A 26,755-nucleotide genomic window follows, 5' to 3' on the forward strand; every position below is an offset into this window, starting at 1 on the left:
ATTTACCTTAATTTTTTTCTCTTGTAATTTTAAAGCCTAATCTTTCAAGCTCTTCCATATCTTCTTTAGGAGATTTTCCAGCTGTAGTTAAGTAATCACCAATAACAAAAGCATTTGCTCCATTTTCAAAGATTTTATACTGTTCTTCACCAAACATAAGCTCTCTTCCACCTGCAACCATAATTTTCATTGCATTTGGAACCATCTTTCTTGCTAGTTTAATTAAATCAAAAGCTTCTTCTCTACTAATTGTACTAGCTTTAATAGGTAAAGCAGGATTATCAATATAAAAGTTTAATGGCACATTCATAGGCTCCAATGAAGCAATAGATTCAAGCATTGAAACTCTTTGCTCTTGTGTTTCTCCTAAACCAAAAATTCCTCCACAAACTAATCTTAATCCAACCTCTTTTACATTTTTACATGTTTGATATCTCTCTTCCCAAGAGTGAGTTGTAACGATTTCAGAATAAAAATCTTGTGCTGTTTCAAGATTATGATTATAAGCATCAACTCCAGCTTCTTTTAAAGTTTGAAGTTGCTCAACACTTGCTGTTCCATTACAAGCAATTAAAATTAGTCCTAAGTTTTCTTTTTTTACTGCACGTGCAGCTTCACAAACAAACTCTAATCTTTTGTCTGTAAGGCCTTTTCCTGCTGTTACAAGGCAAAAACCATTGGCATTGTTCTCTCTTGCTCTTTTTGCCTCTTCAACTATTTGTTCTATCTCTTTTTGTTTATATCTTTGAATATCTGCTTTGTACTTTACACTTTGAGTACAAAATTTGCAGTCTTCATTACATGTACCACTCTCTATATTACAAATGGCACATAAAAAAATATCTTTATTTTTATCATTTACGCTCATATTTAATCTCTTTTTTTAAAAATTTATTTTCATTTATATCTTTTGAGTAATAGTGGATTATATACTCATTTTCATTAATATCTAGCAAGATACATTCAACTAAAGGTTTCTCCCTAGCACATACTTCACCAGGATTTAGGAATAGTGTTCCATTTTTATAATCGGTTTCAAAAATATGTGTATGTCCATAGATTACGATATCGCTATCACCTGTTAAATAAAAAGGCAAATGCATAAGTTTGAAACTAATATCTTTAATCTTAAAATAATAGGGTTCTTGCTTTATATTGTATTTAGAAGATAATTCAATCAAAGAAAAATCGTTGTTCCCAAATACGCTAACATAAGTTAAACCTGATTCTTCTAAGTGTTTTAAATTTTCTTCCATACATAAATCACCAGCATGAATTAAGTATTCTGCTTGGTTCTCTTTTAAAAGGTTTATAACCTCTTTAGTATAGTCACTTTTATAGTGACTATCTGATAAAATTCCTACTTTCATCTATTTCTTTGTAGTTGTTTTAGCTGTAGACTTTTTTCTTGTCGTTCTTTTTGTTGTTGTTTTTTTAGCAGGTGCTTTTTTAGCTCCTGTTTTAGACTTTGGATCTTTTGCAATTATCTCTAATGTTTGCTCTAAAGTTAAATCTTCAGCCTCAACACCTTTTGGTATTTTAAAGTTTTTTCTACCTTGTTTGATATACGGACCATATCGTCCAGTTAAAATCTGTATTTTTTCTTCAGGGAAATCTTTAATCAATGCTTTTGCTTTTGCTTCATCAATCTCTTTTATAACCTCTAAAGCCCTTGGAAGTTCAATTGTATATGGATCATCTTGTTTTAAAGAATAAAATTTTGTTTTAACTTGTAAGTATGGTCCAAATCTTCCAATATTTGCTTTTATATCTTCACCCTCTGGTGTTTGTCCAACAACCCTTGGTAAAGTAAATAAAAATAGCGCTTCATCAAGTGTAATAGTATCCATATTTAGATGATCAGGAATAGCTACAAATTGAGGTTTCTCTTCGTCATCTTTAGTTCCTATTTGAACAAAAGGACCAAATCTACCAACTCTAGCACTTATTGGTTTTCCAGATTTAGGGTCAGTTCCTATCTCTCTTATTTGTAAATAATCCTCTTTGTTTACACTCTCTTCTTTTTCATTAATTGTTTTTTTGAAATCTCCATAGAAGTGTTGCATAACTTGTTGCCATGCAATTTTACCCTCTGCAATCTCATCAAAATCCTCTTCAACTTTTGCAGTAAAACCTAAATCCACAATATGAGGGAAATGGTCAACTAAAAAGCTATTTACAATCTCTCCTGTAGGAGTTGGAGCTAACTTTTTATCTTCTGTTTTAACAACATATTCTCTTTGTTGAATAGTTGAGATTGTTGGAGCATAAGTAGATGGTCTTCCTATCCCTTCACTCTCTAATTTTTTAACTAAGCTTGCTTCTGTATATCTTGCAGGTGGTTTTGTAAAGTTTTGTTCTAAGTCTAGTTTTTCTAAATCTAAAACTGTTCCTACTTTTATAGTTGGTAAAATCTTTTCACTACTATCTAAAACTGCTTCTGGATTATCACTACCTTCAGTATAAGCTTTCATAAATCCTGGGAATATTATTCTTTGACCCTTTGATTGAAACTCATACTCTTTATCTTTTCCGGCACTTATTTTATATGTAGTATTAGCTATTTTTGCAGGTGCCATTTGAGTTGCTAGTGTTCTTTTCCAAATAAGGCTATAAAGTTTAAATTGAGCTGGCTCAACAAATGGTTTAATATCACTTGGTTTAAGTGCCATATTTACTGGACGAATTGCTTCGTGAGCTTCTTGTGCTCCTTTAGCTTTTGAACGATAAACTCTAGGTTTAGCTAAACTATACTCTTTACCATATTCATTTTCGATAACCTCTTTAGCTGCACTTGTTGCAACAGTAGAAAGATTTAATGAATCTGTTCTCATATAAGTGATTAAACCACCAGTATGGTTTGGTATATTACCCACATTACCTTCATAAAGTTGTTGAGCTATAACCATAGTTTGTCTAACAGATAATCCAAGTTTCCTACTTGCTTCTTGTTGTAGTGTTGATGTTGTAAAAGGAGCAGCAGGGTTTCTATTACTATCTTTCTCTTCTATATCAAAAAGTTCAAAATTTCCTTGATTTATAGAGGCTTCAATCTCTTTTGCTTCTTGCTCATTTTTTACTTTCTTTGCTTTTCCATCAATTTTTGCCAATTCTGATTTTAATTCTGGATTTATAAAATCAGCTTTAATCTTCCAAAACTCTTCAGGAACAAACTCTCTAATTTCATTTTCTCTATCAACAATTATTTTTACAGCAACAGATTGAACTCTTCCAGCACTAAGTCCATATCTAACCTTTTTCCATAATAAAGGTGAAAGTTCATATCCAACTGCTCTATCAAGGATTCTTCTTGCTTGTTGAGCATCAACTAAGTGTTGGTCAACCTCTCTTGGGTTATTTATAGCTTCTAAGATTGCACCTTTAGTAATTTCGTGAAATACAATTCTTTTTATAGGGTTTTTTTCAATTTTAAGTGCAGGGATTAAGTGCCAAGCAATAGCCTCACCCTCTCGGTCCTCATCGGCCGCTAGGTAAATAGTAGTATCTTTAGTAATCTCTTTTTTCAAATCACTTATAACTTTTTTCTTATCTGTTGAGATAAGATATTTGGGTTCAAAATTGTTTTCAGGATCAAACCCTAACTTTGATTTAGGTAAGTCTCTTACATGTCCCATTGAGGCCATAACTTTATAATCTTTTCCTAAAAACTTTGAAATTGTTTTTGCTTTTGCTGGTGACTCCACTATTACTAAATTTTTCACTAATACATACCCTTAATTTTTTTAAATCTCGAATTCTAACATAAATATTTTAAAACTAAAAAATGATAATCTCTTCCTCTAAATCTATATTAAAACTTTTCTTTACTCTGTTTTTTGCTTCATTTATAAGATAAATAGCATCTTCATATTTTCCATTTCCCAGATTTACTAAGAAATTTGAGTGAACTTCACTAAATGCCATATCACCTTTTCTAAAACCTTTTAATCCAACCTCTTGTATCAACCTTCCAGCAAAATCCCCTTTAGGATTTTTAAAGCATGAACCTGCACTGGGTACTTGTGGTTGGTTATCTCTCATTTTGTTAAACTCTTTTAACTTATCTTTACAAAAACCATACTCTATATTAAATACAACCTCATAAACTATTGTATCAAGTTTTGTATCTCTATAGGAATAGTTTATATCCTCTTTTTTTATATATCCATCTTTAGTTTTTATTTTATCTATATAATTAAAGATTTCCCAAGTTTTTAATCCGGCATTCATTTTAACTAAACCACCAAGGTTTCCTGGAAGTTTTGCTATAAACTCTAAATTTGCAATATTATTCTTTCTTGCATATGTTAAAAGCTTACCTGAACTTGTGGCACAACCAACATATAGTTTATCATCCTCTTGTTTTATATAATCAAAGGTTTCACCTAAAATTGCAAATTTTGGAGGATTATTTGATATTAAAAGATTATTAGCTCGACCAATTATTTGATATTCGCTGTAATCTCCTATCTCTTCAATCACTTTTACATCAACTTTTGGACCAATTTTTATTGAAGAGTATCTAGAAAAATCTATTTGTTTAAAACTCACTTTGCTCTTAATTCCTCATATTCACTAGGGATTAAAAAATCTTCTGCTTTAATAAGAGTTTCATAAAAACCATTTTGGTAACCCAATTCATATAGTTTGTCTAAAGCCTTATATTGAACCTCACTAAGCATTACCGAGTTATCATTTGCATAAAGGTCTAAATAATTATCAAGTGTGTCTGCATCTACTCTTATCAAACCTTTTTCAAGAAGCATAGGCGCTAAAACTTTTCTATTTTTATTTGCAACATCTACTGCTTTGATTAAAGTATTTTCATAATCAATAGCACTATGTAAAGGAAGAGATCTTCTCATACACATTCCACCTAAAGGTAAAGGTAAATCACCTCCACTAAGTTCAACCCAAATATCCCAAATCTCTCGCTCTACTTCTAACTCTTCATCATAAGTTAAAATTGATTCATGAATTAATACACCCGCATCAACTTCTCCGTCTAATACAGCTTTTTCAATATCAAGAAAATTCATATAAGTAATTCTAGCTTCTGGATAAGCTATTCTAAACAATAATGCATTTGTTGTAAATTCACCACTAAGGGCTACTTTAAAATTTCTTTTTAATTTTGTATCTTTTTTCTTTATAAGTTTTGGTCCATATCCCTCTCCAAAAGAGACTGCTGTTTTCAATAAAGCGTAATCTTCTTTTACAAAAGGATAAAGTGCAAATGAGATAGCACAAATATCATACTCACCTTTTAATGTAGCTTGGTTCAAAGTTTCAATATCATCTGCAATATTTTCAAATACAGCATCTTTTGGAGTTACCCATCCAAACTTGATTGCATAATACATAAAGATATCGTCAGCATCAGGAGAGTGTGCAACACTAATAGTCTTCAAAATATATCCTTAAAATTTTTTGTACTTGGATTGTATCAAGAAGTGGATTACTTTTTGATTTAATTGTTTTACGAAATTTTAAATTTATAAATAAAAAGTGTTTAGAAAAGTAATACCTTTAGGCACATTATGGGCAAAAGTCTTCAAAATGTAATTTTTTTATGTTAACATATGAATATTCATTTATTAATTGGAGTTTCCCATGAATATCACATTTATAGATTGTTCAGAACGGTACCATAGTGAAATAAATTCAATTATTGATTATTTAAATCAATATTTTAATTCAATTAAAATAAATACAAATATTTTAACCATAAATCAATACAAAATTGCAAAATGCACTCAATGTAGATGTTGTACTCAAAAAAAGGGTGAAAATCCAATTAAATGTGTCATAAAAGATGAGATGAGTGATTTAATTGATAAAATAGAAAAATCTGATGCTTATGTTATCTTAGCAGATAGAAACTCCTTATTTGAAAGAAATAAAATACATGAGAAGTTTTCCGAAAGGTTAGTTGCATACTACTATTGGCCTTACGGTCAAGTTGAAGCTAAACCAAGAAGAGGATATTTTTCTAAAAACTCTATTCTTATAAATCTAAACACTACAAAATATTTTATGAATCATAGTTTTTATACTTCAAAACTATATATGGAACACACCTCTGCATCTATTGGGGCAAGAGTTATAGATTGGGTTGCATTAACACCAAAAGAGAATTTGTTAGAAAATTATGAGTCAAGATTAAAACATATGGCTTATAGACTTATAGCCTCAATTAATCAAAAAGCTTCTTAAATTTAGCTACTAGGAAAAATTCCTAGTAACCTGAAATCTGTACATAATATGAGATTATGTTAAGTAGTGGTTCTACTAAAAAGATTGAAAGTATAGTTACAATTGCACAAAAACCAATAACTGTTTTAACTGGTCCTGTTGCATTTACCATACATTTTATACCATCTTCTGCTGGCTCTTTTAAGAAGATATATACTATTGGTTTTAAGTAATAGTAAGCTGCTATTGCAGAGTTTATTGCCATAATAAGTGCAAGGATAATATACCCAGCATTTACAGCACTTCCTATTAAATACATTTTTCCCCAGAAAAGTGAAAATGGAGGAACACCTGCTAATGATAAGAAAAATAGTCCCATCATAGTAGCTGTAAAAGGTGAAGTTTTAATAATCCCTGAATATTTTTCTAAAGAATGGTCAGATGCAAAGCTATAGTCTTTGTTTCTATTTAACCATAACATTGTAAATCCACCAAGGTTTGTAATAAAGAACATAATCCAATATAAGAATAAAGCATTTGTAGCTTGTGTAGTTCCTATTAAAATTGCTCCCATTGCAAAACCTGCATTTGAGATAGATGAATAAGCTAACATTCTTTTTATATCTGTTTGAACTAAAGCTATAATATTTGGAATAGTCATAGTTAAAACTACAGTTGCATAAAGGATAATCTCAACATACATGTCCCCACTTGCAACAAAGATTTCGAAGAATCTTAAAGCTACAACAAATCCAGCTATTTTTGGAACTACAGATAAGAATCCTGCTAAAGAAGCAGTTGACCCTTCATAAACATCTGCAACCCAAGTATGATAAGGAACTAATGAAAGTTTAAATCCAAGTGCACCAAGTAAGAAAACAACTCCAAGTAAAATCACAGGATAGTTTTCAAAATTTGATTCAGTTAATACCTCAGAGATTTGCCCAAGTTCAACTGTACCTGTAACTGCATAAAATATCATAGACCCAAATGCAAAAAATGCTGTTGCTAATGCACCCATAGTAAAATATTTAATTGCTGCTTCAATGGCATTTTTTCTATTGTGCATTGCAATTAATGTATATAAAGCCATAGAAGATGTTTCAAGTCCAACAAAAATAAGAATCAATGAATCTGAACTTACCATAAATTGGAAACCTGCAACAACAAATAGATATAAAGCAAAATATTCTGGATATCTATGTTCTTGGAATCTTAATTTATTCATAGCTGTTAAGATAAATAAAATTGAGGCGAATACTATTATTGCTTGAGATAAAATTGCAATACCATCAACTAATAATAGATCAAAGAAACCTCTAACATTTCCAGAATAACCAATTAGAGTACCTAAATCTACAAAAAGAAATAATACAGTTAACATCACATAAAGCGATTTATCAAGTTTTTTATTTACTAAATCAACACAAAGAATAACTAAAGCACCAACTATAGCCATAAGCATTGGTACAATTGTAGTAAAATTTAAACTAGCAAAATCAATTGCTACTGGTGGGATAACACTAGTCATTTTTCACCTCCCCAATGCTATTAGACTCTAAGAGTCTAGTCTTTGTTGTTTGATTTACTGCTTTTATTTGCATAATCTCTATAAGCTGAGAAACTGATTTGTCAACAGGTTTTAAAATAGGTTTTGGATAAACCCCTAAGATAACAACTAATGCAACTAAAGGTACAAGTGCAGCTATCTCTCTTCCTTTGATATCTTCTAGTTTTTTATTCTCTTCATTTGTAAGTGGTCCAAAGAAAGATTTTTTATACATTACAAGCATATAAACAGCTCCAAGGATAATTGTAAGACCTGCAATAATTGTTAATACAGGAGATACTTTAAAGAATCCTAATAAAGATAAAAACTCCCCAACAAATCCAATTGTAAGAGGAAGTCCTACAGATGCCATAAGCATAATCCCAAAGATAGTTGCATATTTTGGCATCACACTTGCTAATCCACCAAACTCTTTTATCATCTTAGTATGACGTCTATCATAAATAACCCCAACTAACATGAACAGTGCTCCTGATACAACCCCGTGTGAAATCATTAAGAAGATTGACCCCCCAATACCTTCAACATTTAGTGCAAAAATACCAAGGATAATAACACCCATGTGAGATACTGATGAGTAAGCAATTACTTGTTTCATATCCTCTTGTGCATATGCAACCATCGCAGTATAAACAATAGCAATTAAAGCTAAGATAGCCATTGGTATTGTAAAGTAAACTGACGCATCAGGGAAAAGTGGTAATGAAAATCTAACAAACCCATATGTACCCATTTTAAGTAATACAGCTGCAAGGATTACAGAACCTATTGTTGGTGCTTGACCGTGAGCATAAGGAAGCCATGTATGGAATGGAAACATTGGAACTTTGATTGCAAAACCACAAAAGAAAGCAATGAAAAGTAAACTTTGCATACTAAAAAATGGTGTAGAAAAACTAAAAGAATAATTTATAAAAGGCAAATACTCTCTTATAAAGTAAATGTCATAGGTTGAAAAATTATATGTAATATAATTAAATGGCAATACAAGCATATTCCAATCCATAATACTAAAGCTCCAGTGTCCAGTTGCTTGGTAATAAACATATCCAAGATATAACATACCAACTAACATTACAAGTGAACCTAAGAATGTATATAAGAAAAATTTGATTGCTGCATAGATTCTAAGCTGACCACCCCATGCTCCAATAATATAAAGCATAGGTACAAGTGATAATTCCCAGAATAGGTAAAAGATAATTGCATCTAAAGCAACAAACACACCAACCATTGTCATCTCTAAAAATAAAATAGTGATAATCATGTGTTTTAAGTTTCTCTTTTCTGTTAATCCAATTACAGCAATCATTGTCATAAATGTTGTCATAATAACTAAAAATAAAGAGATACCATCTATTCCCACTAAATAGTTAATTCCATAACTTTCAATAATAGGGATCATCTCAGTAAACTGCATATCCGCTACATTTGTATCAAAGTTTGACCATAATAAAACTGTTAATACAAACTCAATTGCAGTTACTAAAATTGCATACATTCTAATAGAATCGTTTTTAACTAAAAATCCTATAAATGCAGCAAATGCTGGAAAAAATATTAAAATTGATAAAATATGTTCCATCTATCTAACCCCTTACTTCGCTATTCCAAGTGCTACTAAAATCACAAGTAACACTGTTAAACCTAAAATCATCAATCTTAACGATGTTGATAAATTACCACTTTGCATAACTCTTGTTTGTTCTCCACTTTTGTAAACAACTTTTGCAATTGAGTCAACAATTGCATCAACAATCTTAAGATCAATTTTCTTCCATGAGAATTTAGAAAGTGCCAAATAAGGTTTATTTATTACATTTTCTATTAGATGAGGCATAAAATATTGGTTTGCCAATACTTTATAACAAAGTCTATCTTTGAATTTCTCACTAAAATATGTACCATCTTTTTTGAATTTAAACACAGCAAATGCAATACCACTAAGTGCGATACCTAGAGTTATTACAATTAAAATCCATAAAGTTGCATCACTAACATGAACTTCTAGTTCAGGTAGAAGTTTTGTTACCATCTCTATATATGAACCTTTAAAGATACCAGCAATAATTGCTAAAATTGCTAGTGGTGTCATAGCTGCAATCACATAAGATTGAGCTTCATGAGGGTGATAACCTTTCTCTTTAAACTTCTCTTCACCATGGAATACATACATAACAAGTCTAAATGAATAAAAGGCAGTTAAACCAGCTGTTATCCAAAGAATCGCCCATAAAATATATGAATGGTGTCCAAAAGCAACCTCTAAGATTAAATCTTTTGAGAAGAAACCAGAGAATGGGAAAATCCCTGCAAGTGCTATTGAAGCAATTGTCATGATAATAGATGTTCCCTTCATGTGCTTATGAAGTCCACCCATGTTTTTGATATTTATCTCATCATTAAGTGCGTGCATAACATTACCAGCTCCTAAGAATAATACCGATTTAAAGAAGGCATGAGTTGCAAGGTGGAAAAGAGCAACCCAATATGCTCCAAGACCAGCAGCAACAAACATATATCCTAATTGAGATAGTGTTGAAAATGCAATAATCTTTTTAATATTAGTTGCAACTAGTGCCATAGAAGCGGCCCCTATTGCAACAAAAGCACCAAGACAAGCAATAAAATATCCAACTTCTGGAACAGTTGTAAAGATTTCGTTTGCACGAATAACTAAATAAACCCCAGCTGTTACCATTGTCGCTGCGTGAATAAGTGCAGAAACTGGAGTTGGACCCTCCATTGCATTTGCAAGCCATTGGTTAAATGGAAATTGTGCTGATTTACCCATCGCACCAATAAATAAAAATACTGCAATAGCTACAACAAGACTGGTGTCAAGTGTTGAGATATTTGCAAATACATCATCGTATTGTAAGCTTCCAAGATTCCAATAGATTAGGAATAATCCAACTAACATCCCAAGGTCAGCAACTCTATTTGTTATAAATGCTTCATTAGCTGCATAACCTGGAGAGATTGATGAAAATGGTGATAGTGTTGAAAATGGTGATTTATAAATATCTTTTGTTAAAGCTTGGTCTTCTTTATGATACCAGAAACCAATTAGTCCCCATGAACATAATCCAACACCTTCCCATCCAATAAATAATCCTGCAAAGTTATCAGACATAACAAGAATCATCATTGAAAAAACGAATGCTGAAAGCCAAGCAAAGAATCTATTAAATGATTTATCATGGTCCATATATCCAATTGAGTGGATATGTACCATAGTTGATACAATAGTTACAACAACCATCATCACAACACTTACTTGGTCAACAACAAATCCAAATGGGATATCTAAACTTCCTATTGAAATCCAATCTATAAGTTTTACATGAACAATTGATTCAGTTGTGAATATATATTGTAAAAGTATTAGTGAAGATACCATTGATACAGCTAATAAAAGTGAAGTTATTATTCCTGTAAATAACATCTTAGGTCTCATTGAAAAGCATGCTGCTATTAAAGAACCTAAAAGTGGGGCAAAAAGTGCTATATATAAATATTTTTCCATCATTACCCCTTCATACTTTGGATAGTATCAAGATCAATTGATCCTCTTTTTTTGTACCAAAGAATCAGTAAACCTAATCCAATAGCAACCTCACTTGCTGCAATTGCAATAATAAAAAATGCAAACATCTGCCCTGTTAAATCTCCGTGAAATTTTGAGATAGCAGCTAAACCTACATTTACTGCATTTAACATAATCTCAGTTGAGAAGAAAAGCATAAGTAAGTTTTTTCTTCTAATTACACCAACAGTTCCTATTAAAAATAAAACTGAAGATAAAATCAAATATGCGTTTAAACTCATTTGCTATCCTTTTCTGCTTCTTGAGACTCTAATAAATCAATCTCTTCTTCACTAAGTTCAGAGTATGAAGTATCCATCTTTTTCCCTGCTAAGATAATTCCACCTATCATTGCAACTAATAACATAACAGCTGCAACCTCAAATGGAATTAAATATTTTGTAAATAAAACAACCCCAACATCTTGTGAATTACCCCATTCTGGATGAACTGGATATTGAGCTTCAACATTTGATGTTACAATTGGAGCAACGAAAATAAGCACTATAATTAAAGCAGAAACACCACTTAATAAAAATACTAATTTTGGATTGTTTACTTTCTCTTTTACTACAGATAAGGCATCAAAGAACATCATACCAAAGGCATAAAGCGCCATTACAGCCCCTGTATAAACTACAATTTGTACAGCTCCTAAGAAATCAGCATCAAGCAAGAAGAAGAAAGCTGAAATAAAAATCATTCCCGCAGCCAAAGAACTTAAGGCATATAGTGAATTATTTGTAAAAACTGTTATGGAAAACATAACAATTGTTAAAATTGAAAATAGATAAAAAGCTACTATTTCAAACATCTCCCCTCCTTAATATGATAATGGAGTTTTCTTGATTTTTTTATCTGCATCAGGAGATACAGCACCAAAACCAGGATACTCTTTTTGTTGTTTTAATTTATCAAGAGGTGTTAATAAATCCTCTTTGATAACAAAGTGTGCTCTTTGCTCACTTGCATTTTCATATCTTCCACCATGAACAATTGCAAGTTCTGGACAAACCTCAGCACAATATCCACAAAAGATACAACGACCTAAATTAATTGAATACTCCATAACTTCTTTTCTAGAGTTTTCATCTATTTTAGTGTCCATTCTAATACAATCAGCAATACAGATTTTTTCACACAGACCACAACCAATACATCTGTTTTCACCTGATTCTAAAAGTGCAAGAAGCTTATGAACTGCTCTATATCTTGGACCAATAGGTAGTTTTTCTGCTGGATATTGAACAGTATGCATTTCACCTTTAAATAAAGCTCCTGTCATCATATTCCATACAATTTTAAGCCCCACAAAAAGTTCACCTTTTACAGATCTTTTCGCAACTTGCTTAAATTGTTCCCAAGAAGTTTGTGGATATTCCTCTTCTAAAACATTAACATAGTCACCCATGCTAATATTTCTATCTTTTAGTTTTTCTAATCCCATCTTAACTCCTAAAACATCATCACAAAACCAGTAATCAAGATATTGATTACTGCTAATGGCATTAAAATTTTCCAACATAACCACATCAATTGGTCAGGTCTAATATGTGGCCAAGCTGCCCTTGTCCATAAGAAGAAAAATACTAAGAACATAACTTTAAGGATAATTGCAAGTCCTCCAGGGATAAACCATAAATCGTTGTATCCACCAAGGAAGATTAAAGATACTAAGAAACAAATTGTAAATAGGTTCGCATATTCTCCAATAAAGAACATCCCCCATCTCATACCTGAATACTCAGTTGCATACCCTGCAACAATCTCAGCTTCATGCTCAAGTAAATCAAATGGTGTTCTATTTGTTTCAGCAAAACCTGCAATTACAAAAAGAACAAATGCTAATGGTTGAGACCAAACTAACCAATGTGTAAATCCACCTGCTTGATACTCATTTATATCAATTAAAGATAATGAACCAACAAGCATAAGAGGAGCAAGTAATGCAAGTCCAGATACAACCTCATAAGAAAGAAGTTGTATAGCTGTTCTAGCTCCCCCTAAAAGTGACCATTTATTTGCACTACTCATACCACCTAAAAGTGGGCCATAAAGTCCAACTGATGCAACACCCATTACAAATAAAACCCCAACATTTACATCTGAGATAATAGGTCTTACTGTATAACCAAATAGTTCAAACTCTGGGAAAAATGGAACGGCTGTCATTGCAATAAATGCAGTTGCTGCTGTAATAATAGGTGCAATCATAAATACAGGTTTAGCTGCATTTTGTGGAATAAAATCCTCTTTTGTAAATAGTTTTATACCATCTGCTGCTAATTGTAAAACCCCATGAGGTCCAACATTCATAGGGCCAAGTCTTCTTTGCATAAATGCAAGTACTTTTCTTTCGATATAAGTAGTAAATCCAGCCAATGCTGAGAAAACTGCTAATACTACAATAGCCTTTATAATAGTCTCAATAATAAATCCTGTTTCCATTATTACGCCTTTTTAATTACAGCTTTTGAAAATCTATATCCATCAAAAAGTGCTTTAGTATCTAAATCCTTTTGGAATGTTGATACATATGCAATCTCACCAGATATTTGATCATCACAATATACGTTTAGTTCAAGTTCAGTTCCATTTGAACTAACTTTTACTTTATCACCCTTTTCCAGTTCAAGTTTTCCAAATAGTTCTTCTGAAACAAAAACACCCGATTGTAAATCTTTTGCAAACTCATGAGCAATAGCTGTGAATTCATTAAATTGGTTTATTGGATTTGCTCTGTAAATAAGAGTTTCATTTTCAGACAATGTTAATGTAGCACTTAATGCCTCATCAACTTGTTCAACCGAAAGTTCATTTAATCCCTCTTCTAATGTTTTTGGTACAACTATCTCTTGAGGTACTAAATCATACCCTCTAAACTCAACTCTGTCATTTCCAAAGTAGTTAGGAAGTTTATCAAAATCAACTGCTTTGAAACCAAGCTCTTCTGGAAGTTGAATTGTATATTCTATTGTATATTCTACATCATCTTCTAGAACTACATTTGCAATATCATTTAACACATAACCCTTATAATCTATTGCAACATTTGTAGGGATTACTTTTTTGTCAATGTTTGTAAATGTTCCCTCTTGTTGGTTAAGTGCTGGCATATCTAAATCACCATCACCTAAAGCACTCAATTGAAAATCTGCTTTTTCATTGTAACCTACAGTTGAACCAGTAGCCTCATCACTTAAGTCACAAATTAAACTAACCCCTAAAGTATTAGTTTGAGAAGGGATTATAACAATACTAAAATCAGTATACTTATCTATAAATCCACAAAGTTTTGCTAAGTTCTCACTTCTTGGGTGTGTATATAAATCTTCCCCAACAATTAAAGAGTAAGTATCTTTTTTAGCAAGTAATGCTTCTAAAGTATCAAGGAATTTTTCATCTAATCCTAGATTGTCAAGAAGTTTTGTGTATTCAAACTCTACTTCTTTATTAACTTTTTTACTTACTACTTTTTTCTTTTCAGTCTCTTCACCTGTTTCTTCATCTTTTATAACTTCTACTACTGTTTCTTTTACTGTTTCAACTATAGTTTTTGTTCTAGTTTCTTTTTGAGAATCAATGAAAGATTGAATATCTTGAGGTAAATCTTTTCCAAATTTATCTAAGATTAGATATAAAACTGACTCTTCAGATAAAGGGTTATATTGTACAAACTCCGTTGTTTTTCCCCTTTTTCCTACTTTTTCCATAACCTTATCAGAGATTGGATGGAAATATAAAGCTGCACCTTTGTTCATTACAACAGAATTATTTAGTGCATATCTTGCATTTGGTAAATCTGATTTTAAATATGACCCAACAGAGATTACAAAGTTTGAATCATGTACATCTTTTAGTGTTGACGAGTATAAAGCTGTTCCAGAAGTAGAACTATATGCACTTAAAAAATTTTTATAATTGTATGCATCTTTATTTACAAGTTTTGCACCTGTTTTATTAGCTATTTTTTGTAAGATAAATGCTTCTTCATTTGTAATATATGAGTTAAAAAGAATTGAATCTGCTTTTTTAAATGCTTCAACAGCTTTTGCAAAACTTTCTTCATCTTTTCCTTGAACTTTGTTTTCAAAGTCATATCCAAATCTAGCAGCACCATTTAGTGTTGAATAGTGATGTTCATTTGTAACTCTATAAATTTTAGGCTCTGCATTTTCTATAGATTCATGTTTTGTTTCATAATACATAAATGCACAATCTGATGAGTGAGGGTTTGCTGCTGGAATTTTATTTAATTCCCAAGCATTTGATTTGTATTGGAAGTCTGAAGAAACTAATGCTCCAACTGGACAAACAGAGATACATTCACCACAATCTGTACAAGAGTCTTCATCAAAGCCAATAAGTGATTTATTAAGCTTATTCCACATAGAGTAAGCATCTTTTGGCATAGTGTCTTTAAATGTTTTTTCAATTGCATCTGCACCACGTTTAACTGTACTTAAAGCGTTTGATCCAATCATATCTTTACATACAGTTACACATTTTTCACAAACAATACATAAACCTGGATCATATTTCATAACTCCCCAGTTTGCTGCTGGTCTTGGCACATCTTTTATAGTGTAGCTTTGAGAATCAACTTTCATATATAAAGAGTAGTTTTGTAGTTCACACTCTCCACTTTGATCACAAACTCCACATTGCAAAGGGTGATTTACATCATATACTTCCATTATTGCACGTCTTTCTTTTGCAATATTAGCAGTATCAGTTGTAATATTCATCCCCTCTTTTATTTTAGTATTACAAGAGTAAACTTGTTTACCATCAGCTTCAACAAGACACAGTCTACATGCCAATGTTGGTGAACATCTTGTTAGATAACAAACAGCAGGAACAAATATATCATTTGCACGAGCTACATTTAATATATATTCACCCTCTTTTGCTTGAACACTCTTACCATTTATCGTTAATGTTATTAAATCACTCATTATGCATCAACCTTTTCAATCTTTACTTGCTTGTACCGATATCCTTGAGATAGATTAGTAGTATCTCCATATGACATAGGACATAATGCTACAGTTCCAAATAAATTTTTATCTACTTTAAATTCTCTTTGAAACTTCTCACCACCACAATTAATATAAATTTTATCGTGGTTAGAGATTTTTGCAATTTTTGCAAAAGATTCACTTCCAATTAAAGTTGAGATATCATCCTCTTCATAAACTCTATAAATAACTGTTCCATTATAAGAGTGTAACTCTTCAGGCTCTTCAAGATTTTCATCTAAAACTTCATTTAAAATAGAATTATATTCAGGGTCTAAAGCTACAATATTTAAATCACTAAATTTTCTTATTACTGAAAGAATTTTTACAATATTTTCTACTCTTTCGTGTGAGAACACATCTCTTCCAATAATCATTGTTTTTTGTTTTTTATTTTCTGCTTTTTCTGAAGCCTCTTCAAACTCTTCTTCCCCAGCTGAACTTTCAGCAGAGATATAACCAATATCTAAATCATCTATATAAGCTTGAACCTTTTCATCCGATTGTTTTACAAAAGTATCTAATAATAAAGAGGTAATACCCTCTTCACTTCCAACTTCATATTTTATAAATTGTGTGTAATATACTTTTAAATCAATATTATCAATAGGATGTAAATATATAAACTCTGCATTGTTTTTTGCAATTGCTTCTATAATTGATTCTTGAATCTCTACATTATCTCTCGCTAAGAAAGATCCAAATGTGATAATATAATCACTTTTTGCAATAATTTCTTTAATATCCATTTCTACTCTTCATCATCGTCGTCATCGTCATCATCATCTTCAGCTTGTTGCGCTTTTTTTGCTTCTTCAGCTGCTTTCTCTTCTGCTTCTTTTTTCTTTTTTTCAATAAGCTCTACATCAGTCTCTTTTTTTACAACTATAGTCCAATCAACTTCATTGAATTTAATAGAATTCATAAGTGTATATCCAGCTTCAAAAACTACATCAGCACTTTTTTGTACTCCACTAAAATCTCCAATTTCAAAAAGAAAAATCGCATTTTCACCAGAACTAACCTCTTTATCCATAAGTTCTAACATTCTGTCGTAGAAGTTATCTTTTAAAGGTCTTAAATCAAATCTTTTCATAACTTCTCCTCTTATCTATCAATCTCACCAAATACTACGTTTAAACTACCAATAATAGTTACAACGTCAGCTAACTGGTGACCTGGCATTAAATCTTCAAAAATACCTGTATGCCAAAAAGATGGTGCTCTTAGTTTCATTTTATAAGCATATGGAGTTCCATCACTTACAATCATATATCCCAGTTCACCTTTTGGTGACTCTGTTGCAACATAAACTTCACCTTTTGGTGGTCTCATACCTTGTGTTACAAGAACAAAGTGTTGCATTAAAGAGTAGTTTTGAGTCATAATATCTTCTTTAGAAGCAGAGATATATTCTGGTGCATGTGCCATTAGTTCACATTCACTCTCTTTATACATAGGGATAAGTTGTCTTAAGATTTTTGCAGATTCTCTCATCTCTTGCATATAACAAAGATATCTTCCATAACTATCACATTTATCTGAGAAAGGAACATCGAATTCTAATTCAGGATATAGTCCATATGGCATCTCTTTTCTTAAGTCCCATTTAATACCTGAACCTCTAAGTGTAATACCTGAACAAGCCCAAGATTTTGCTAACTCAGGAGGAATAACACCTACATTTTCAAGTCTCATCTTCCAGATTCTGTTTTTTGTTAAAAGCCCTTCATACTTATCAACTTCAACATCTAAGATTTTTAGGAATTTTTCTAAATTATCACACCAGTCTTCTGGTAAATCTAAAGGAACTCCTCCAATTCTAACTGCACTGTGAGTTAGTCTTGCTCCACAATAATCCTCAATAAGGTCCATTGCAAATTCTCTTTCTCTAAATGTATAAAGGAAAACTGACATTGCCCCAACATCAAGTGCATGAGTTGCAAGCCAAAATAAATGAGAAGTTATTCTATTTAGTTCTAAAAGCATAGTTCTAATAACTTCTGCTCGTCTAGGAACTTCTATTCCTAATAGTTTTTCAACAGCTAAAGCATAACCATAATTGTTTGAAGTTGATGCAATATAATCCATTCTGTCTGTAGTTGGTAAGAATTCATTATAAATCATATTCTCACCCATTTTCTCCATACCCCTATGAAGATACCCCACACCTGGTCTTGCTTTTACTATCTCTTCCCCTTGAAGTTCTAGCATAAGTCTCATTTGTCCGTGAGAAGATGGATGTTGAGGACCAAAGTTGATCATCATTGTGTTATCTTCTCTCTCAAAATTTATATTTTCAAAGAAAGGTTTTAATCTATTTGGTGTTTGTTTCATAATCTACCTTCTCTCTTCTAATGTAACACTATCATCTTCATGAAGTTTTTTAATAATTCTAACTCCACCCTCTTCTTGGTAACCAAGTGGTGTGTGTTCTGGTTCTTTACCATCTGTGATATCAGTACCATATGGAACTTCATGTCCTAATCTTGAGAATCTCTCAGTATCATATCTATCAACATTTGCCCCATCTCTTATTTCTGGACCAATTTCGTCTCTAGCTTCTTTTCCAAAAATTTTATCAACTTCATACCACTGTGCAGTTTCATCACCATGTAAAGGATAAGTTTTTCTTAATGGATGGTCATACCAATCATCAGGCATAAGGATTCTTTTCATGTTTGGATGGTTTACTACTTTTACCCCATACATGTCGTACATCTCTCTTTCTGCCCAGTTTGCCATTTTAAATACAGAATAAACAGATTCAATAGGTTGTTTTTGTCTAATAAAAGTTTTAACTCTCATTCTTTTTCTTTTTGTTAAAGAAAGCATCTCATAAAAGATTTCAAAGCCACCTTTATCGGCTATATAATCAATAGCTGATAATTCCATTAGCATCTCGTATTCTAACTCTTCTTTCAAAAATGTTAATACTTTTACATTATCTTCATTTTTGATATAAATTACTAACTCATCAATCTCAATATATGACTCTGAAATTTCAAATTTATTTTTTAAAGAGTTCACATCTTTAGCATATATTTCATCTGAAGAAGGGTCTTTTTTTGGAGTTTGAGGAGCTACATAAAATCTGTCACTAAAGTATGATTTATTTTGTACATCATTTTTAGGTGTATATTTTCTCATTACACTAACCTCTTTTTCTTTATACTTCTAAAAATAGTTTCTCTTCTTATTTTCTTTTGTAGCATCATAAGAGCATATTGTAGAGTTTCAGGTCTTGGAGCACATCCTGGAAGATAGATATCCACAGGGATAACTCTATCTACACCTTGAACTGTTGCGTAAGTATTAAACATCCCACCTGTATTTGCACATGAACCCATTGAAATAACCCATTTAGGATCTGGCATTTGATCATATAATCTTCTCATAAACTCTGCATGTTTTTTTGTAAGTGTTCCAGCAACAATAATACAATCTGATTGTCTTGGACTTGCTCTAAAAATAGTACCAAATCTATCAAAGTCGTATCTTGATGCTCCTGTTGCCATCATCTCAATAGCACAACATGCTAATCCATATGTCATAGGCCAAATAGAGTTTGACCTACCCCAGTTTACAAGTTTGTCAACTGTAGTAAGAGCAATAGGAGCTCCACCATCTTGTAAATAGTTTACTTTATGCTGTGCCATTCAAGCGCTCCTTTTTTCCAAGCATATATAAATCCAATAGTAAGTAAAAGAATGAAAAGTACCATTTCAACAAATCCAAACCATCCTAAAACTTTAAAATCTATTGCCCATGGAAACATAAATATAATTTCAATATCAAAAAGTATAAACAAAAGAGCCATCAAATAAAATTGTACAGAGATACTACTTGGCTGTTTTGTAACTTCTGGTCCACATTCATAAAGTGTAGACTTTAATTTTTCTGTATCAAGTCTAGCTAATTTTCGGCTTATTAATCTAGCTAAAAAAACAGTTGCGATAAAGGCACCGAATGTTAATAAAAACATGAAGAATGCACCAAAATACGGATGTGAAAACTCCATATGTGTCATCTTTAATCCTTCTTAAATTTTCTCATTAATGTAAGATAATATCCAATCTCATATAAAGCTCATCTTATAAGAGAAGGTTATGTACTTACTATTTTTTTCATTTATAACTAAAAGTATCAAATAAAAAAAATTATTAAGTAAATATTAATTTTTGTAAAATATTAGCTAAAAAATCCTACTTTAGCTTCAGAATCAAAATTACCTTGTTTTTCTTTTTCTATTTGTTCTTCAAACGATTTAACGGTAAAAAGAGGTTCATCTTCAACTGCAATTTTAAACGCAGTATTTTTGATTACCATCTCAATTTGACCACCAGTTAACTCATGTGTAGCAAGTTTTTGAATATCAAACCCCTCTTCCAACGGAAGATTCTCAGGTAGTAGCTTTTCCCATAATTGAACTCTTTGTTTCAAAGTTGGTTTTTTAAACTCAATTTTATAATTGAATCTTCTAGAAAAGGCTTTATCAAGTGATTCTAAAAGGTTTGTCGTTGCAATAAGTATTCCGTCGAACCTTTCAATCTGTTCTAAAAATATATTTTGCATCTGATTATGCATCTTTTCGCTACCACTTGCGCTAGTAGTTGTTCTTGCACTTAAAAACTGATCTGCTTCATTTAAAAGTAGTATTGGTTCAGACTTACTTTTATCTCTCAAATCATAATATTTATCAAAAATTGCCCTAACATTTTTTTCACTTTCACCAACATACATTGATAAAATCTTTGAACAATCAAAGCTCAAAATCTGCTTTTTTAAGGACTTTGCAAAGGCTAAAGCTGTTAATGTTTTACCTGTTCCTGCAAAACCATAAAAAATAATTCTAGCTTCAATTCCTCTTTTTCTATCTTTTAATCCCCACTCTTTAAGTCTATTAAATACATCTTTATCCATTTGCTTTAATAAAGAGTTTAAAACCTCTCTTGTTTTTTCATTTAATACAACATCATCTAAAGATTTACTTGTAGTAACCAATTCAAACATATCTTGGTCTTTAATTAGACTATCTAGTTTTACTTTTCTGTTAGATGTTTTCTTTTTTGTAGGGTGTGATATTTTATAAAGAATATCATCTGGGATATAAAAGTTTCTATTTATCCCACCAAAAGGTGTTAAGACCTCATCATAATCAACCAAACCATTTGAAACTAAATTTGAACCCTCTTCTAATAAACTTCTAAATTTAATCTTCTCATAATCATCACTTGAGATTAATTCAATTAAAGAGTTCATATCTCTAATTGTCCCATCTCCACCTGAATATTCCTCTTTTAATAGGGCTAAAAACAACATCTGTTCTTGTTCATTTAGATTATTCGATTTAAAAAAATCTTCAAGCAAAATTTCACTATTTGTTTCTTTTACTCTGTCTTTTATTCTATTTTCCAAAAGTGTTAGTTTTGTTCTTAGTCTATTTATATTTGGCGAGTTTTCATCAAAGTTTCTTTTTACTAAATTTAATTGTTGAGCTAAATCTATTTTGAAAAACTGATCTTGTAAATACTCCAAATGGTCGGCATAACTTTTTATTTCAGGAAGAACAAACTCCAATGAACCTTTTTCCAAAAACTTTAAATAAGCAGGAGATAAAGTTACAGCTGAGTTTAAAAGCTCTAATTGAGACATATCACTTAATTTTAGATGTTCAAAACTATTTTGTACTAGCCATCCTAAACCTAACAATGCTTTTATCTCATGGATATGATTTAAATGTTCATAGCTTTTTACATCATAAAACTCTGCTAAGATATCAATTACTATAAGAGTATCTCTACCTGTGATGTACTCTTTTGTAATATATTGTAGAATTTTCGCTTCCTCTTTTGAACACTTTAGATGTTTGAAAAAGTTTGTTTTTTCAACATTATTGGCTTTTATGTAATCTATAATCTCTTTCATTTATCTAACTGATCCTTTAAATTTTTATAAAAATTTTCTTTGTTTTCTTTGTCTTTAAATTCAATTTCATAGTCATCATTGATAATAATTGTTAAAGTTTTATCATCTAATTTTTTTATATCTTTTAGTTTTATACTCTTTTTATCTTCTTTTATATTTACTTCAAAACTATTAGGTATTTCAACTAGTTCATCACCACAAATACCTTTGTAACTACCTTTTGAATAGATTATGTTCTTACAATTTTTATCTTTGAAATTGTTCTCTATTTTTTCTAAATTTGAACTATCCATCATATTTAAAACAATTACAATTGCAGCTACAATTCCTACTAAAACTAAAAAAATCATTTATTACTCCCTATAAAACTATTAATATCTTACTACAATTATGTTAAAGGCAATCAATTAATATCTTAATTTAGATATTGAAGAAAACCTAAAATAAAAGATACAGTAAATAAAGAAAATAGAGTTTCAAAAGTTATGATAGATGCCATTAATTTAGTATCTCCACCTAACTGTCTTGCCAAAATAAATGAGGAAGAAGCAGTTGGCATTGCAGCAAATATTATTAATATAGTTAATAAAAACGAATCAAGTGCAAAAAGTTTTCCTATAAAAAACATAGCAATAGGCATTACAACTAGTTTTAAAACTGATGAAACAACTAATTCAAGCTTTGCTTCTTTTATAGAATTTAAATCTAATGCAAATCCAATAGATAAAAGACCTAAAGGAAGAGCAGATGCACTTAAAATTTCTAAAAATTTAACCGCAATAATTGGCATATAAAAGTCAAAATAATTTATACTCCCACCAATAACACAAGCAACAATCAAAGGATTTTTCACAATTGATTTAATCATCCCCATAAATGTTGCTTTTGTATCATTTACATATATTGCAAATACTGTGATACAAATAACATTTATAATAGGTATTGCAAAAGTTATTAGTAAAGCTGAAAGAGCAATCCCTTCATCTCCTAAAATAGCTGCTATAAGACCTAAAAAAACATAAGTATTAAATCTTATTGCCCCTTGAACTACTGAGGTAAAAGAAGCTCCAGAAGTATTCATCTTAAACTTTATAATTATACTTATTACAAGAACAAACACTATCCCTAATATTCCAGTTATTACAAAATCAATAGCATTTAGATTATCTAAGTTTGCAGTTGATAATTTGAAAATCAATAATGCGGGCATTAGAACAAAGTATGTTAATTTGTCTGCATTTTTCCAAAATTCTGCTGATGGGAAATTGATTTTCTTAAATGAAAATCCAGTTAAAATCAATAAAAATATTGGGATTAATGCTGTAAGTATATGTTCCATAGAACCTTCTGTTTATAAATTATTAGTGATATTATATCTCATTTCTTTTGAAAGTAAAAATCTTCTTTGAATACTTACTAAACTTACAAAGGGTTTTAAACCTCTGAAAGCTTATTAAGTTGAGAAATCATATTTTTTGCACTCTCTTCATTTAATGGTTTATCATAACTTGTTAAAATCTCTCTTGCTAAAATATTAGCCCCTAAATGTTGAAACTGAATTCTCATAGCTTGAAGAACTTTTGTTCCTCCACCACCACTGTGAGTTGCTAATCCAACAATTTTTTCATTAAAAGCATCTCTCCAATCTTTTGTTGCTCTTGAAGTCCATGACATCGCATTATTTAATACTGCTGGCATAACTCCGTTATATTCAGGTGCAACAACAATAAATGCTTTTAGAGATAATATTTTTGAGGCTAACTCTTGTGCTACTTTTGGAATACCATTTTTTTCCTCTTCAATTGTATTATAAAGTGGCAAGTTAAGACTTACTAAATCAATAAGTTCAGTCTCTACACCTTGCTCTTTTGCAAGTAGTGCTAGCTTTTGTCCAAGTTTCAAATTATTGTTTGAACTTGCAACTAAAATTCCTATTTTTGACATAACAATCCTTCATATTTAATTCATTAAAATCCGCATTTTATAACTTTTAGTTTATGTGAATATTAAATTTATTCCATAACTACTAATTACAAGGAATAATTCTTGTATATATTTTTTTAAAAGGAGATTAAATGAAAAAAGCCCCTAAAGCTTTTAATCCAGATGATTTTTTTACAACATTAACAGTAAAAGATGTAGTACCGAAATTTGAGGAGCTTTATACTTTAAACTATAAAGAGATAAGTTTAAATGAAGAGCTTACAAAAAGAAATTATGAAATCATTTCAAAAGAGTATAAAGACTTTATGTCTGCATCATTAGCAGACTATTATGAGTTTGAGGTTGATGAGATAGTTTAAATTAATAAACCTCTTTCAACCTTTCCATTAAAGAGTTTAGAATATTTTCATCTACAGATACACCTATTCTATTTGCAACTAAAGAGTGTAATTCAAAACATTTTCTTATATAGTTTAGTTGCTCATCTAAACTAAATCTTTCCCAGTTTTTATTTGATTTTTTTCCATTATGATATTTCAGTATTAATTGAAAGTTATCAGGATGATGTTCTCCCGCATCGTTTTCATTTAATAAAGCTTTTGCATGATCAAGTTCAAAATCTAGATTAAAAAAAGTTTTAAATGCTTTTTGAATATTTCTAAACTCATCCAATCGATAAAGCTCTTTTAGTACCATTTTATCTTCTGCTGTTTTTTCAATCTCTTTTCTGTTTAAAGGTTCTAAATCCTCTTCAATCTCTTGGGTAGTATTTTCATCTAATTCCTCTTTTGAAATATACTTAACCTTTCTTGGTCTTTCCATCTCATTGATTTTAATAAAACCCTCAAATCCACCAGTAGAAACCCTAGACCCAATCCTTGCAGCAATCTCTCTTAAACCAGTTGTATCATTTTTTTGTCCATCAGCTTCTTTATTGGCTTTTTCTAAAAGACTAGGATATAACAAAGCAACCTTTTCTGCCCACTCTGAAACAGTCACATAATCCTCAAAAGTTTTTAAAGCTTCTAAATATTTTTCATAGGTTTTCATTAATTGACTCCATATATAAATATTATTAAATTATTTAAATTAAAAAATCACAATTTATTTTAATGAATATAATATCTTATAAAAATTAATTTTTTCTTTATTGCCTAGACTAAACCAGTTGACCTTTTAACCTTATTTTTAACTTTTAATACACCCTAATGAAAGATTTAAATGGTATTGTTTCAATACATCATATGTTTTGGTTCAAGGATATCCTAAAACAATACCTTCTATTTCCCCTTTATTTCAATACATCATATGTTTTGGTTCAAGAAAGTATAAACTTTAGTTTTAGAGCAATAAATATATTTCAATACATCATATGTTTTGGTTCAAGTTATCTCTTTGTTCTTTGTAAGATTGGTCATCAATTATTTCAATACATCATATGTTTTGGTTCAAGTTGGGGATTAGATATCTCTAAAAAATGTTGTTGTCCACAATTTCAATACATCATATGTTTTGGTTCAAGATTAATGCTTGCAAAAAAATTAGAAGTTTCTTTAACATTTCAATACATCATATGTTTTGGTTCAAGATAACATTGCGTGTAAATGTGGCACACCTGACTTAATTTCAATACATCATATGTTTTGGTTCAAGAAATAGATTTTTTAACAATTACAGATATGTAAGTGAATTTCAATACATCATATGTTTTGGTTCAAGTAAATATATCTGATTTTGTTGATTTATCAACAGATAGATTTCAATACATCATATGTTTTGGTTCAAGTTAAATTGCTGTTCAATTCTTTCAAATTCATCCTCATTTCAATACATCATATGTTTTGGTTCAAGCTTTCCAGTGTCAATCGGGATTGACAGCAATTTTGTAATTTCAATACATCATATGTTTTGGTTCAAGTATTTACTCTCTTGCAAATGAATACACAGCAGATTTATTTCAATACATCATATGTTTTGGTTCAAGGTTTTAGTGGTATGAGTAATTTATTATCTATTGGATTTCAATACATCATATGTTTTGGTTCAAGAATTTGGTTATGTGCCTGAGTATGAATTTATGTGATTTCAATACATCATATGTTTTGGTTCAAGATTCTGTACTCTGTTTATTAGGGGATATCCCCTAAATTTCAATACATCATATGTTTTGGTTCAAGTTAAAATTTTTTATTATTGCTTTTTCTTTTTTAAATTTCAATACATCATATGTTTTGGTTCAAGTCATCTTCTAAACATAACTCTTTGCTTTCAAAACAATTTCAATACATCATATGTTTTGGTTCAAGTCATCTACTGCAACAGAAATGCAAAAGGCTTTAAAATTTCAATACATCATATGTTTTGGTTCAAGATCAAATACAGTTTTATATAGAGGTATGTCAGTTCCATTTCAATACATCATATGTTTTGGTTCAAGAGAAGGCAATTTAAATATAAGTAGTTTTGTAAATGATTTCAATACATCATATGTTTTGGTTCAAGCTTTTG

At 30.6% G+C, this 26,755-nt stretch carries 26 protein-coding genes and 1 CRISPR repeat array (1 of these 27 running past the window's edge); of the genes, 2 read left to right on the forward strand and 24 right to left on the reverse strand.

Features of this window, described 5'->3' with window-relative positions; genetic code table 11:
- Positions 1-7: 7 nt before the first annotated feature.
- Genes ACKU3H_RS02305 through ACKU3H_RS02325 form a run of 5 tightly spaced genes read right to left on the reverse strand, consistent with a single transcriptional unit; the run spans position 8 to position 5,414 of the window.
- Positions 8-868: a biotin synthase gene (locus tag ACKU3H_RS02305; RefSeq protein ID WP_320035367.1), complete on the reverse strand. Its 861-nt coding sequence runs from the start codon at positions 866-868 to the stop codon at positions 8-10.
- Positions 855-1,370, reverse strand: a complete 516-nt coding sequence (locus ACKU3H_RS02310) for a YfcE family phosphodiesterase (RefSeq protein WP_320035368.1) — start codon at positions 1,368-1,370, stop codon at positions 855-857. Before ACKU3H_RS02310 ends, ACKU3H_RS02305 begins: the two co-directional genes overlap by 14 nt.
- On the reverse strand, positions 1,371-3,722 hold the full coding sequence (gene topA / locus ACKU3H_RS02315; protein ID WP_320035369.1) for a type I DNA topoisomerase: 2,352 nt from the start codon (positions 3,720-3,722) through the stop codon (positions 1,371-1,373).
- Between the two features lie 55 nt (positions 3,723-3,777).
- Positions 3,778-4,551 carry a UDP-N-acetylmuramate dehydrogenase gene (locus ACKU3H_RS02320; RefSeq protein ID WP_320035370.1) on the reverse strand — a complete coding sequence of 258 codons (774 nt, stop codon included), beginning with the start codon at positions 4,549-4,551 and terminating at the stop codon, positions 3,778-3,780.
- Positions 4,548-5,414: an MqnA/MqnD/SBP family protein gene (locus ACKU3H_RS02325; protein ID WP_320036456.1), complete on the reverse strand. Its 867-nt coding sequence runs from the start codon at positions 5,412-5,414 to the stop codon at positions 4,548-4,550. The genes ACKU3H_RS02320 and ACKU3H_RS02325 overlap by 4 nt, the downstream gene beginning before the upstream one ends.
- Positions 5,415-5,613: 199 nt before the next feature.
- On the opposite strand from ACKU3H_RS02325, the gene ACKU3H_RS02330 reads away from it, so the two are divergent.
- A complete protein-coding gene (locus tag ACKU3H_RS02330; protein ID WP_320035371.1) occupies positions 5,614-6,216 on the forward strand; it encodes an NAD(P)H-dependent oxidoreductase in 603 nt (200 codons plus the stop codon).
- 22 nt (positions 6,217-6,238) lie between these two features.
- Here ACKU3H_RS02330 and nuoN read toward each other — a convergent pair whose 3' ends face one another.
- From nuoN to ACKU3H_RS02420, 18 genes are all read right to left on the reverse strand, one after another.
- Positions 6,239-7,726 carry an NADH-quinone oxidoreductase subunit NuoN gene (gene nuoN, locus ACKU3H_RS02335; protein ID WP_320035372.1) on the reverse strand — a complete coding sequence of 496 codons (1,488 nt, stop codon included), beginning with the start codon at positions 7,724-7,726 and terminating at the stop codon, positions 6,239-6,241.
- Positions 7,719-9,350 (reverse strand): NADH-quinone oxidoreductase subunit M, encoded by a 1,632-nt coding sequence (locus tag ACKU3H_RS02340; RefSeq protein ID WP_320035373.1) that lies wholly within the window; start codon positions 9,348-9,350, stop codon positions 7,719-7,721. The genes nuoN and ACKU3H_RS02340 overlap by 8 nt, the downstream gene beginning before the upstream one ends.
- Before the next feature lie 12 nt (positions 9,351-9,362).
- Complete coding sequence (gene nuoL / locus ACKU3H_RS02345) at positions 9,363-11,294, reverse strand: NADH-quinone oxidoreductase subunit L (protein ID WP_320035374.1); 1,932 nt, start codon at positions 11,292-11,294, stop codon at positions 9,363-9,365.
- Between the two features lie 2 nt (positions 11,295-11,296).
- Positions 11,297-11,596: an NADH-quinone oxidoreductase subunit NuoK gene (gene nuoK, locus ACKU3H_RS02350; protein WP_320035375.1), complete on the reverse strand. Its 300-nt coding sequence runs from the start codon at positions 11,594-11,596 to the stop codon at positions 11,297-11,299.
- Positions 11,593-12,168, reverse strand: a complete 576-nt coding sequence (locus tag ACKU3H_RS02355; RefSeq protein ID WP_320035376.1) for an NADH-quinone oxidoreductase subunit J — start codon at positions 12,166-12,168, stop codon at positions 11,593-11,595. Before ACKU3H_RS02355 ends, nuoK begins: the two co-directional genes overlap by 4 nt.
- A gap of 9 nt (positions 12,169-12,177) precedes the next feature.
- Positions 12,178-12,801, reverse strand: a complete 624-nt coding sequence (gene nuoI, locus ACKU3H_RS02360; RefSeq protein ID WP_320035377.1) for an NADH-quinone oxidoreductase subunit NuoI — start codon at positions 12,799-12,801, stop codon at positions 12,178-12,180.
- An 8-nt stretch (positions 12,802-12,809) separates the two neighbouring features.
- On the reverse strand, positions 12,810-13,802 hold the full coding sequence (gene nuoH, locus ACKU3H_RS02365) for an NADH-quinone oxidoreductase subunit NuoH (protein WP_320035378.1): 993 nt from the start codon (positions 13,800-13,802) through the stop codon (positions 12,810-12,812).
- A 2-nt stretch (positions 13,803-13,804) separates the two neighbouring features.
- A complete protein-coding gene (locus ACKU3H_RS02370; RefSeq protein ID WP_320035379.1) occupies positions 13,805-16,312 on the reverse strand; it encodes an NADH-quinone oxidoreductase subunit G in 2,508 nt (835 codons plus the stop codon).
- Positions 16,312-17,124 carry a hypothetical protein gene (locus ACKU3H_RS02375; RefSeq protein WP_320035380.1) on the reverse strand — a complete coding sequence of 271 codons (813 nt, stop codon included), beginning with the start codon at positions 17,122-17,124 and terminating at the stop codon, positions 16,312-16,314. Before ACKU3H_RS02375 ends, ACKU3H_RS02370 begins: the two co-directional genes overlap by 1 nt.
- A gap of 2 nt (positions 17,125-17,126) precedes the next feature.
- Positions 17,127-17,471, reverse strand: coding sequence for an NADH-ubiquinone oxidoreductase subunit E family protein (locus ACKU3H_RS02380; protein WP_320035381.1), 345 nt, complete (start codon positions 17,469-17,471; stop codon positions 17,127-17,129).
- Between the two features lie 11 nt (positions 17,472-17,482).
- On the reverse strand, positions 17,483-18,712 hold the full coding sequence (nuoD, locus tag ACKU3H_RS02385; protein WP_320035382.1) for an NADH dehydrogenase (quinone) subunit D: 1,230 nt from the start codon (positions 18,710-18,712) through the stop codon (positions 17,483-17,485).
- Positions 18,713-18,715: 3 nt separating this feature from the next.
- Positions 18,716-19,525, reverse strand: a complete 810-nt coding sequence (locus ACKU3H_RS02390) for an NADH-quinone oxidoreductase subunit C (RefSeq protein ID WP_320035383.1) — start codon at positions 19,523-19,525, stop codon at positions 18,716-18,718.
- Positions 19,525-20,034 (reverse strand): NADH-quinone oxidoreductase subunit B family protein, encoded by a 510-nt coding sequence (locus ACKU3H_RS02395; protein WP_320035384.1) that lies wholly within the window; start codon positions 20,032-20,034, stop codon positions 19,525-19,527. Before ACKU3H_RS02395 ends, ACKU3H_RS02390 begins: the two co-directional genes overlap by 1 nt.
- The gene (locus ACKU3H_RS02400; protein ID WP_320035385.1) at positions 20,016-20,405 is read right to left on the reverse strand and encodes an NAD(P)H-quinone oxidoreductase subunit 3; all 390 of its coding nucleotides are present in this window, start codon (positions 20,403-20,405) and stop codon (positions 20,016-20,018) included. The genes ACKU3H_RS02395 and ACKU3H_RS02400 overlap by 19 nt, the downstream gene beginning before the upstream one ends.
- A 161-nt stretch (positions 20,406-20,566) precedes the next feature.
- On the reverse strand, positions 20,567-22,303 hold the full coding sequence (locus ACKU3H_RS02405; protein ID WP_320035386.1) for an ATP-binding protein: 1,737 nt from the start codon (positions 22,301-22,303) through the stop codon (positions 20,567-20,569).
- Positions 22,300-22,653, reverse strand: coding sequence for a hypothetical protein (locus tag ACKU3H_RS02410; RefSeq protein ID WP_320035387.1), 354 nt, complete (start codon positions 22,651-22,653; stop codon positions 22,300-22,302). Before ACKU3H_RS02410 ends, ACKU3H_RS02405 begins: the two co-directional genes overlap by 4 nt.
- 65 nt (positions 22,654-22,718) lie before the next feature.
- Positions 22,719-23,642, reverse strand: coding sequence for an AEC family transporter (locus ACKU3H_RS02415; protein WP_320035388.1), 924 nt, complete (start codon positions 23,640-23,642; stop codon positions 22,719-22,721).
- A gap of 95 nt (positions 23,643-23,737) precedes the next feature.
- Entirely contained in the window at positions 23,738-24,247 is a 510-nt protein-coding gene (locus tag ACKU3H_RS02420) for an NAD(P)H-dependent oxidoreductase (RefSeq protein WP_320035389.1), read from the reverse strand.
- Between the two features lie 131 nt (positions 24,248-24,378).
- Between ACKU3H_RS02420 and ACKU3H_RS02425 the strand changes: the two genes are divergently transcribed.
- A complete protein-coding gene (locus ACKU3H_RS02425; RefSeq protein ID WP_320035390.1) occupies positions 24,379-24,606 on the forward strand; it encodes a hypothetical protein in 228 nt (75 codons plus the stop codon).
- A 1-nt stretch (position 24,607) separates the two neighbouring features.
- On the opposite strand, the gene ACKU3H_RS02430 is transcribed toward ACKU3H_RS02425, so the two are convergent.
- Entirely contained in the window at positions 24,608-25,297 is a 690-nt protein-coding gene (locus ACKU3H_RS02430; protein ID WP_320035391.1) for an HNH endonuclease, read from the reverse strand.
- 179 nt (positions 25,298-25,476) lie between these two features.
- Positions 25,477-26,755: direct repeats of the CRISPR family, unit length 30 nt; unit sequence ATTTCAATACATCATATGTTTTGGTTCAAG (it continues 3,121 nt past the right edge of the window).

The sequence above is a fragment of the Halarcobacter sp. genome (assembly GCF_963675975.1).
In the GTDB taxonomy this organism is placed as follows: domain Bacteria; phylum Campylobacterota; class Campylobacteria; order Campylobacterales; family Arcobacteraceae; genus Halarcobacter.

Excerpts from the sequence above, each read along its gene's own strand:
- nuoD (WP_320035382.1), bottom strand. The coding sequence starts at position 18,712 with ATGAAACAAACACCAAATAGATTAAAACCTTTCTTTGAAAATATAAAT.
- nuoI (WP_320035377.1), bottom strand. The coding sequence starts at position 12,801 with ATGGGATTAGAAAAACTAAAAGATAGAAATATTAGCATGGGTGACTAT.
- ACKU3H_RS02370 (WP_320035379.1), bottom strand. The coding sequence starts at position 16,312 with ATGAGTGATTTAATAACATTAACGATAAATGGTAAGAGTGTTCAAGCA.
- ACKU3H_RS02405 (WP_320035386.1), bottom strand. The coding sequence starts at position 22,303 with ATGAAAGAGATTATAGATTACATAAAAGCCAATAATGTTGAAAAAACA.
- ACKU3H_RS02400 (WP_320035385.1), bottom strand. The coding sequence starts at position 20,405 with ATGACACATATGGAGTTTTCACATCCGTATTTTGGTGCATTCTTCATG.
- ACKU3H_RS02330 (WP_320035371.1), top strand. The coding sequence starts at position 5,614 with ATGAATATCACATTTATAGATTGTTCAGAACGGTACCATAGTGAAATA.
- ACKU3H_RS02410 (WP_320035387.1), bottom strand. The coding sequence starts at position 22,653 with ATGATTTTTTTAGTTTTAGTAGGAATTGTAGCTGCAATTGTAATTGTT.
- ACKU3H_RS02355 (WP_320035376.1), bottom strand. The coding sequence starts at position 12,168 with ATGTTTGAAATAGTAGCTTTTTATCTATTTTCAATTTTAACAATTGTT.
- ACKU3H_RS02425 (WP_320035390.1), top strand. The coding sequence starts at position 24,379 with ATGAAAAAAGCCCCTAAAGCTTTTAATCCAGATGATTTTTTTACAACA.
- ACKU3H_RS02305 (WP_320035367.1), bottom strand. The coding sequence starts at position 868 with ATGAGCGTAAATGATAAAAATAAAGATATTTTTTTATGTGCCATTTGT.
- nuoK (WP_320035375.1), bottom strand. The coding sequence starts at position 11,596 with ATGAGTTTAAACGCATATTTGATTTTATCTTCAGTTTTATTTTTAATA.
- ACKU3H_RS02415 (WP_320035388.1), bottom strand. The coding sequence starts at position 23,642 with ATGGAACATATACTTACAGCATTAATCCCAATATTTTTATTGATTTTA.
- ACKU3H_RS02395 (WP_320035384.1), bottom strand. The coding sequence starts at position 20,034 with ATGGCACAGCATAAAGTAAACTATTTACAAGATGGTGGAGCTCCTATT.
- ACKU3H_RS02340 (WP_320035373.1), bottom strand. The coding sequence starts at position 9,350 with ATGGAACATATTTTATCAATTTTAATATTTTTTCCAGCATTTGCTGCA.
- ACKU3H_RS02390 (WP_320035383.1), bottom strand. The coding sequence starts at position 19,525 with ATGAGAAAATATACACCTAAAAATGATGTACAAAATAAATCATACTTT.
- nuoL (WP_320035374.1), bottom strand. The coding sequence starts at position 11,294 with ATGGAAAAATATTTATATATAGCACTTTTTGCCCCACTTTTAGGTTCT.
- ACKU3H_RS02430 (WP_320035391.1), bottom strand. The coding sequence starts at position 25,297 with ATGAAAACCTATGAAAAATATTTAGAAGCTTTAAAAACTTTTGAGGAT.
- nuoN (WP_320035372.1), bottom strand. The coding sequence starts at position 7,726 with ATGACTAGTGTTATCCCACCAGTAGCAATTGATTTTGCTAGTTTAAAT.
- ACKU3H_RS02310 (WP_320035368.1), bottom strand. The coding sequence starts at position 1,370 with ATGAAAGTAGGAATTTTATCAGATAGTCACTATAAAAGTGACTATACT.
- ACKU3H_RS02375 (WP_320035380.1), bottom strand. The coding sequence starts at position 17,124 with ATGGATATTAAAGAAATTATTGCAAAAAGTGATTATATTATCACATTT.
- nuoH (WP_320035378.1), bottom strand. The coding sequence starts at position 13,802 with ATGGAAACAGGATTTATTATTGAGACTATTATAAAGGCTATTGTAGTA.
- ACKU3H_RS02420 (WP_320035389.1), bottom strand. The coding sequence starts at position 24,247 with ATGTCAAAAATAGGAATTTTAGTTGCAAGTTCAAACAATAATTTGAAA.
- ACKU3H_RS02380 (WP_320035381.1), bottom strand. The coding sequence starts at position 17,471 with ATGAAAAGATTTGATTTAAGACCTTTAAAAGATAACTTCTACGACAGA.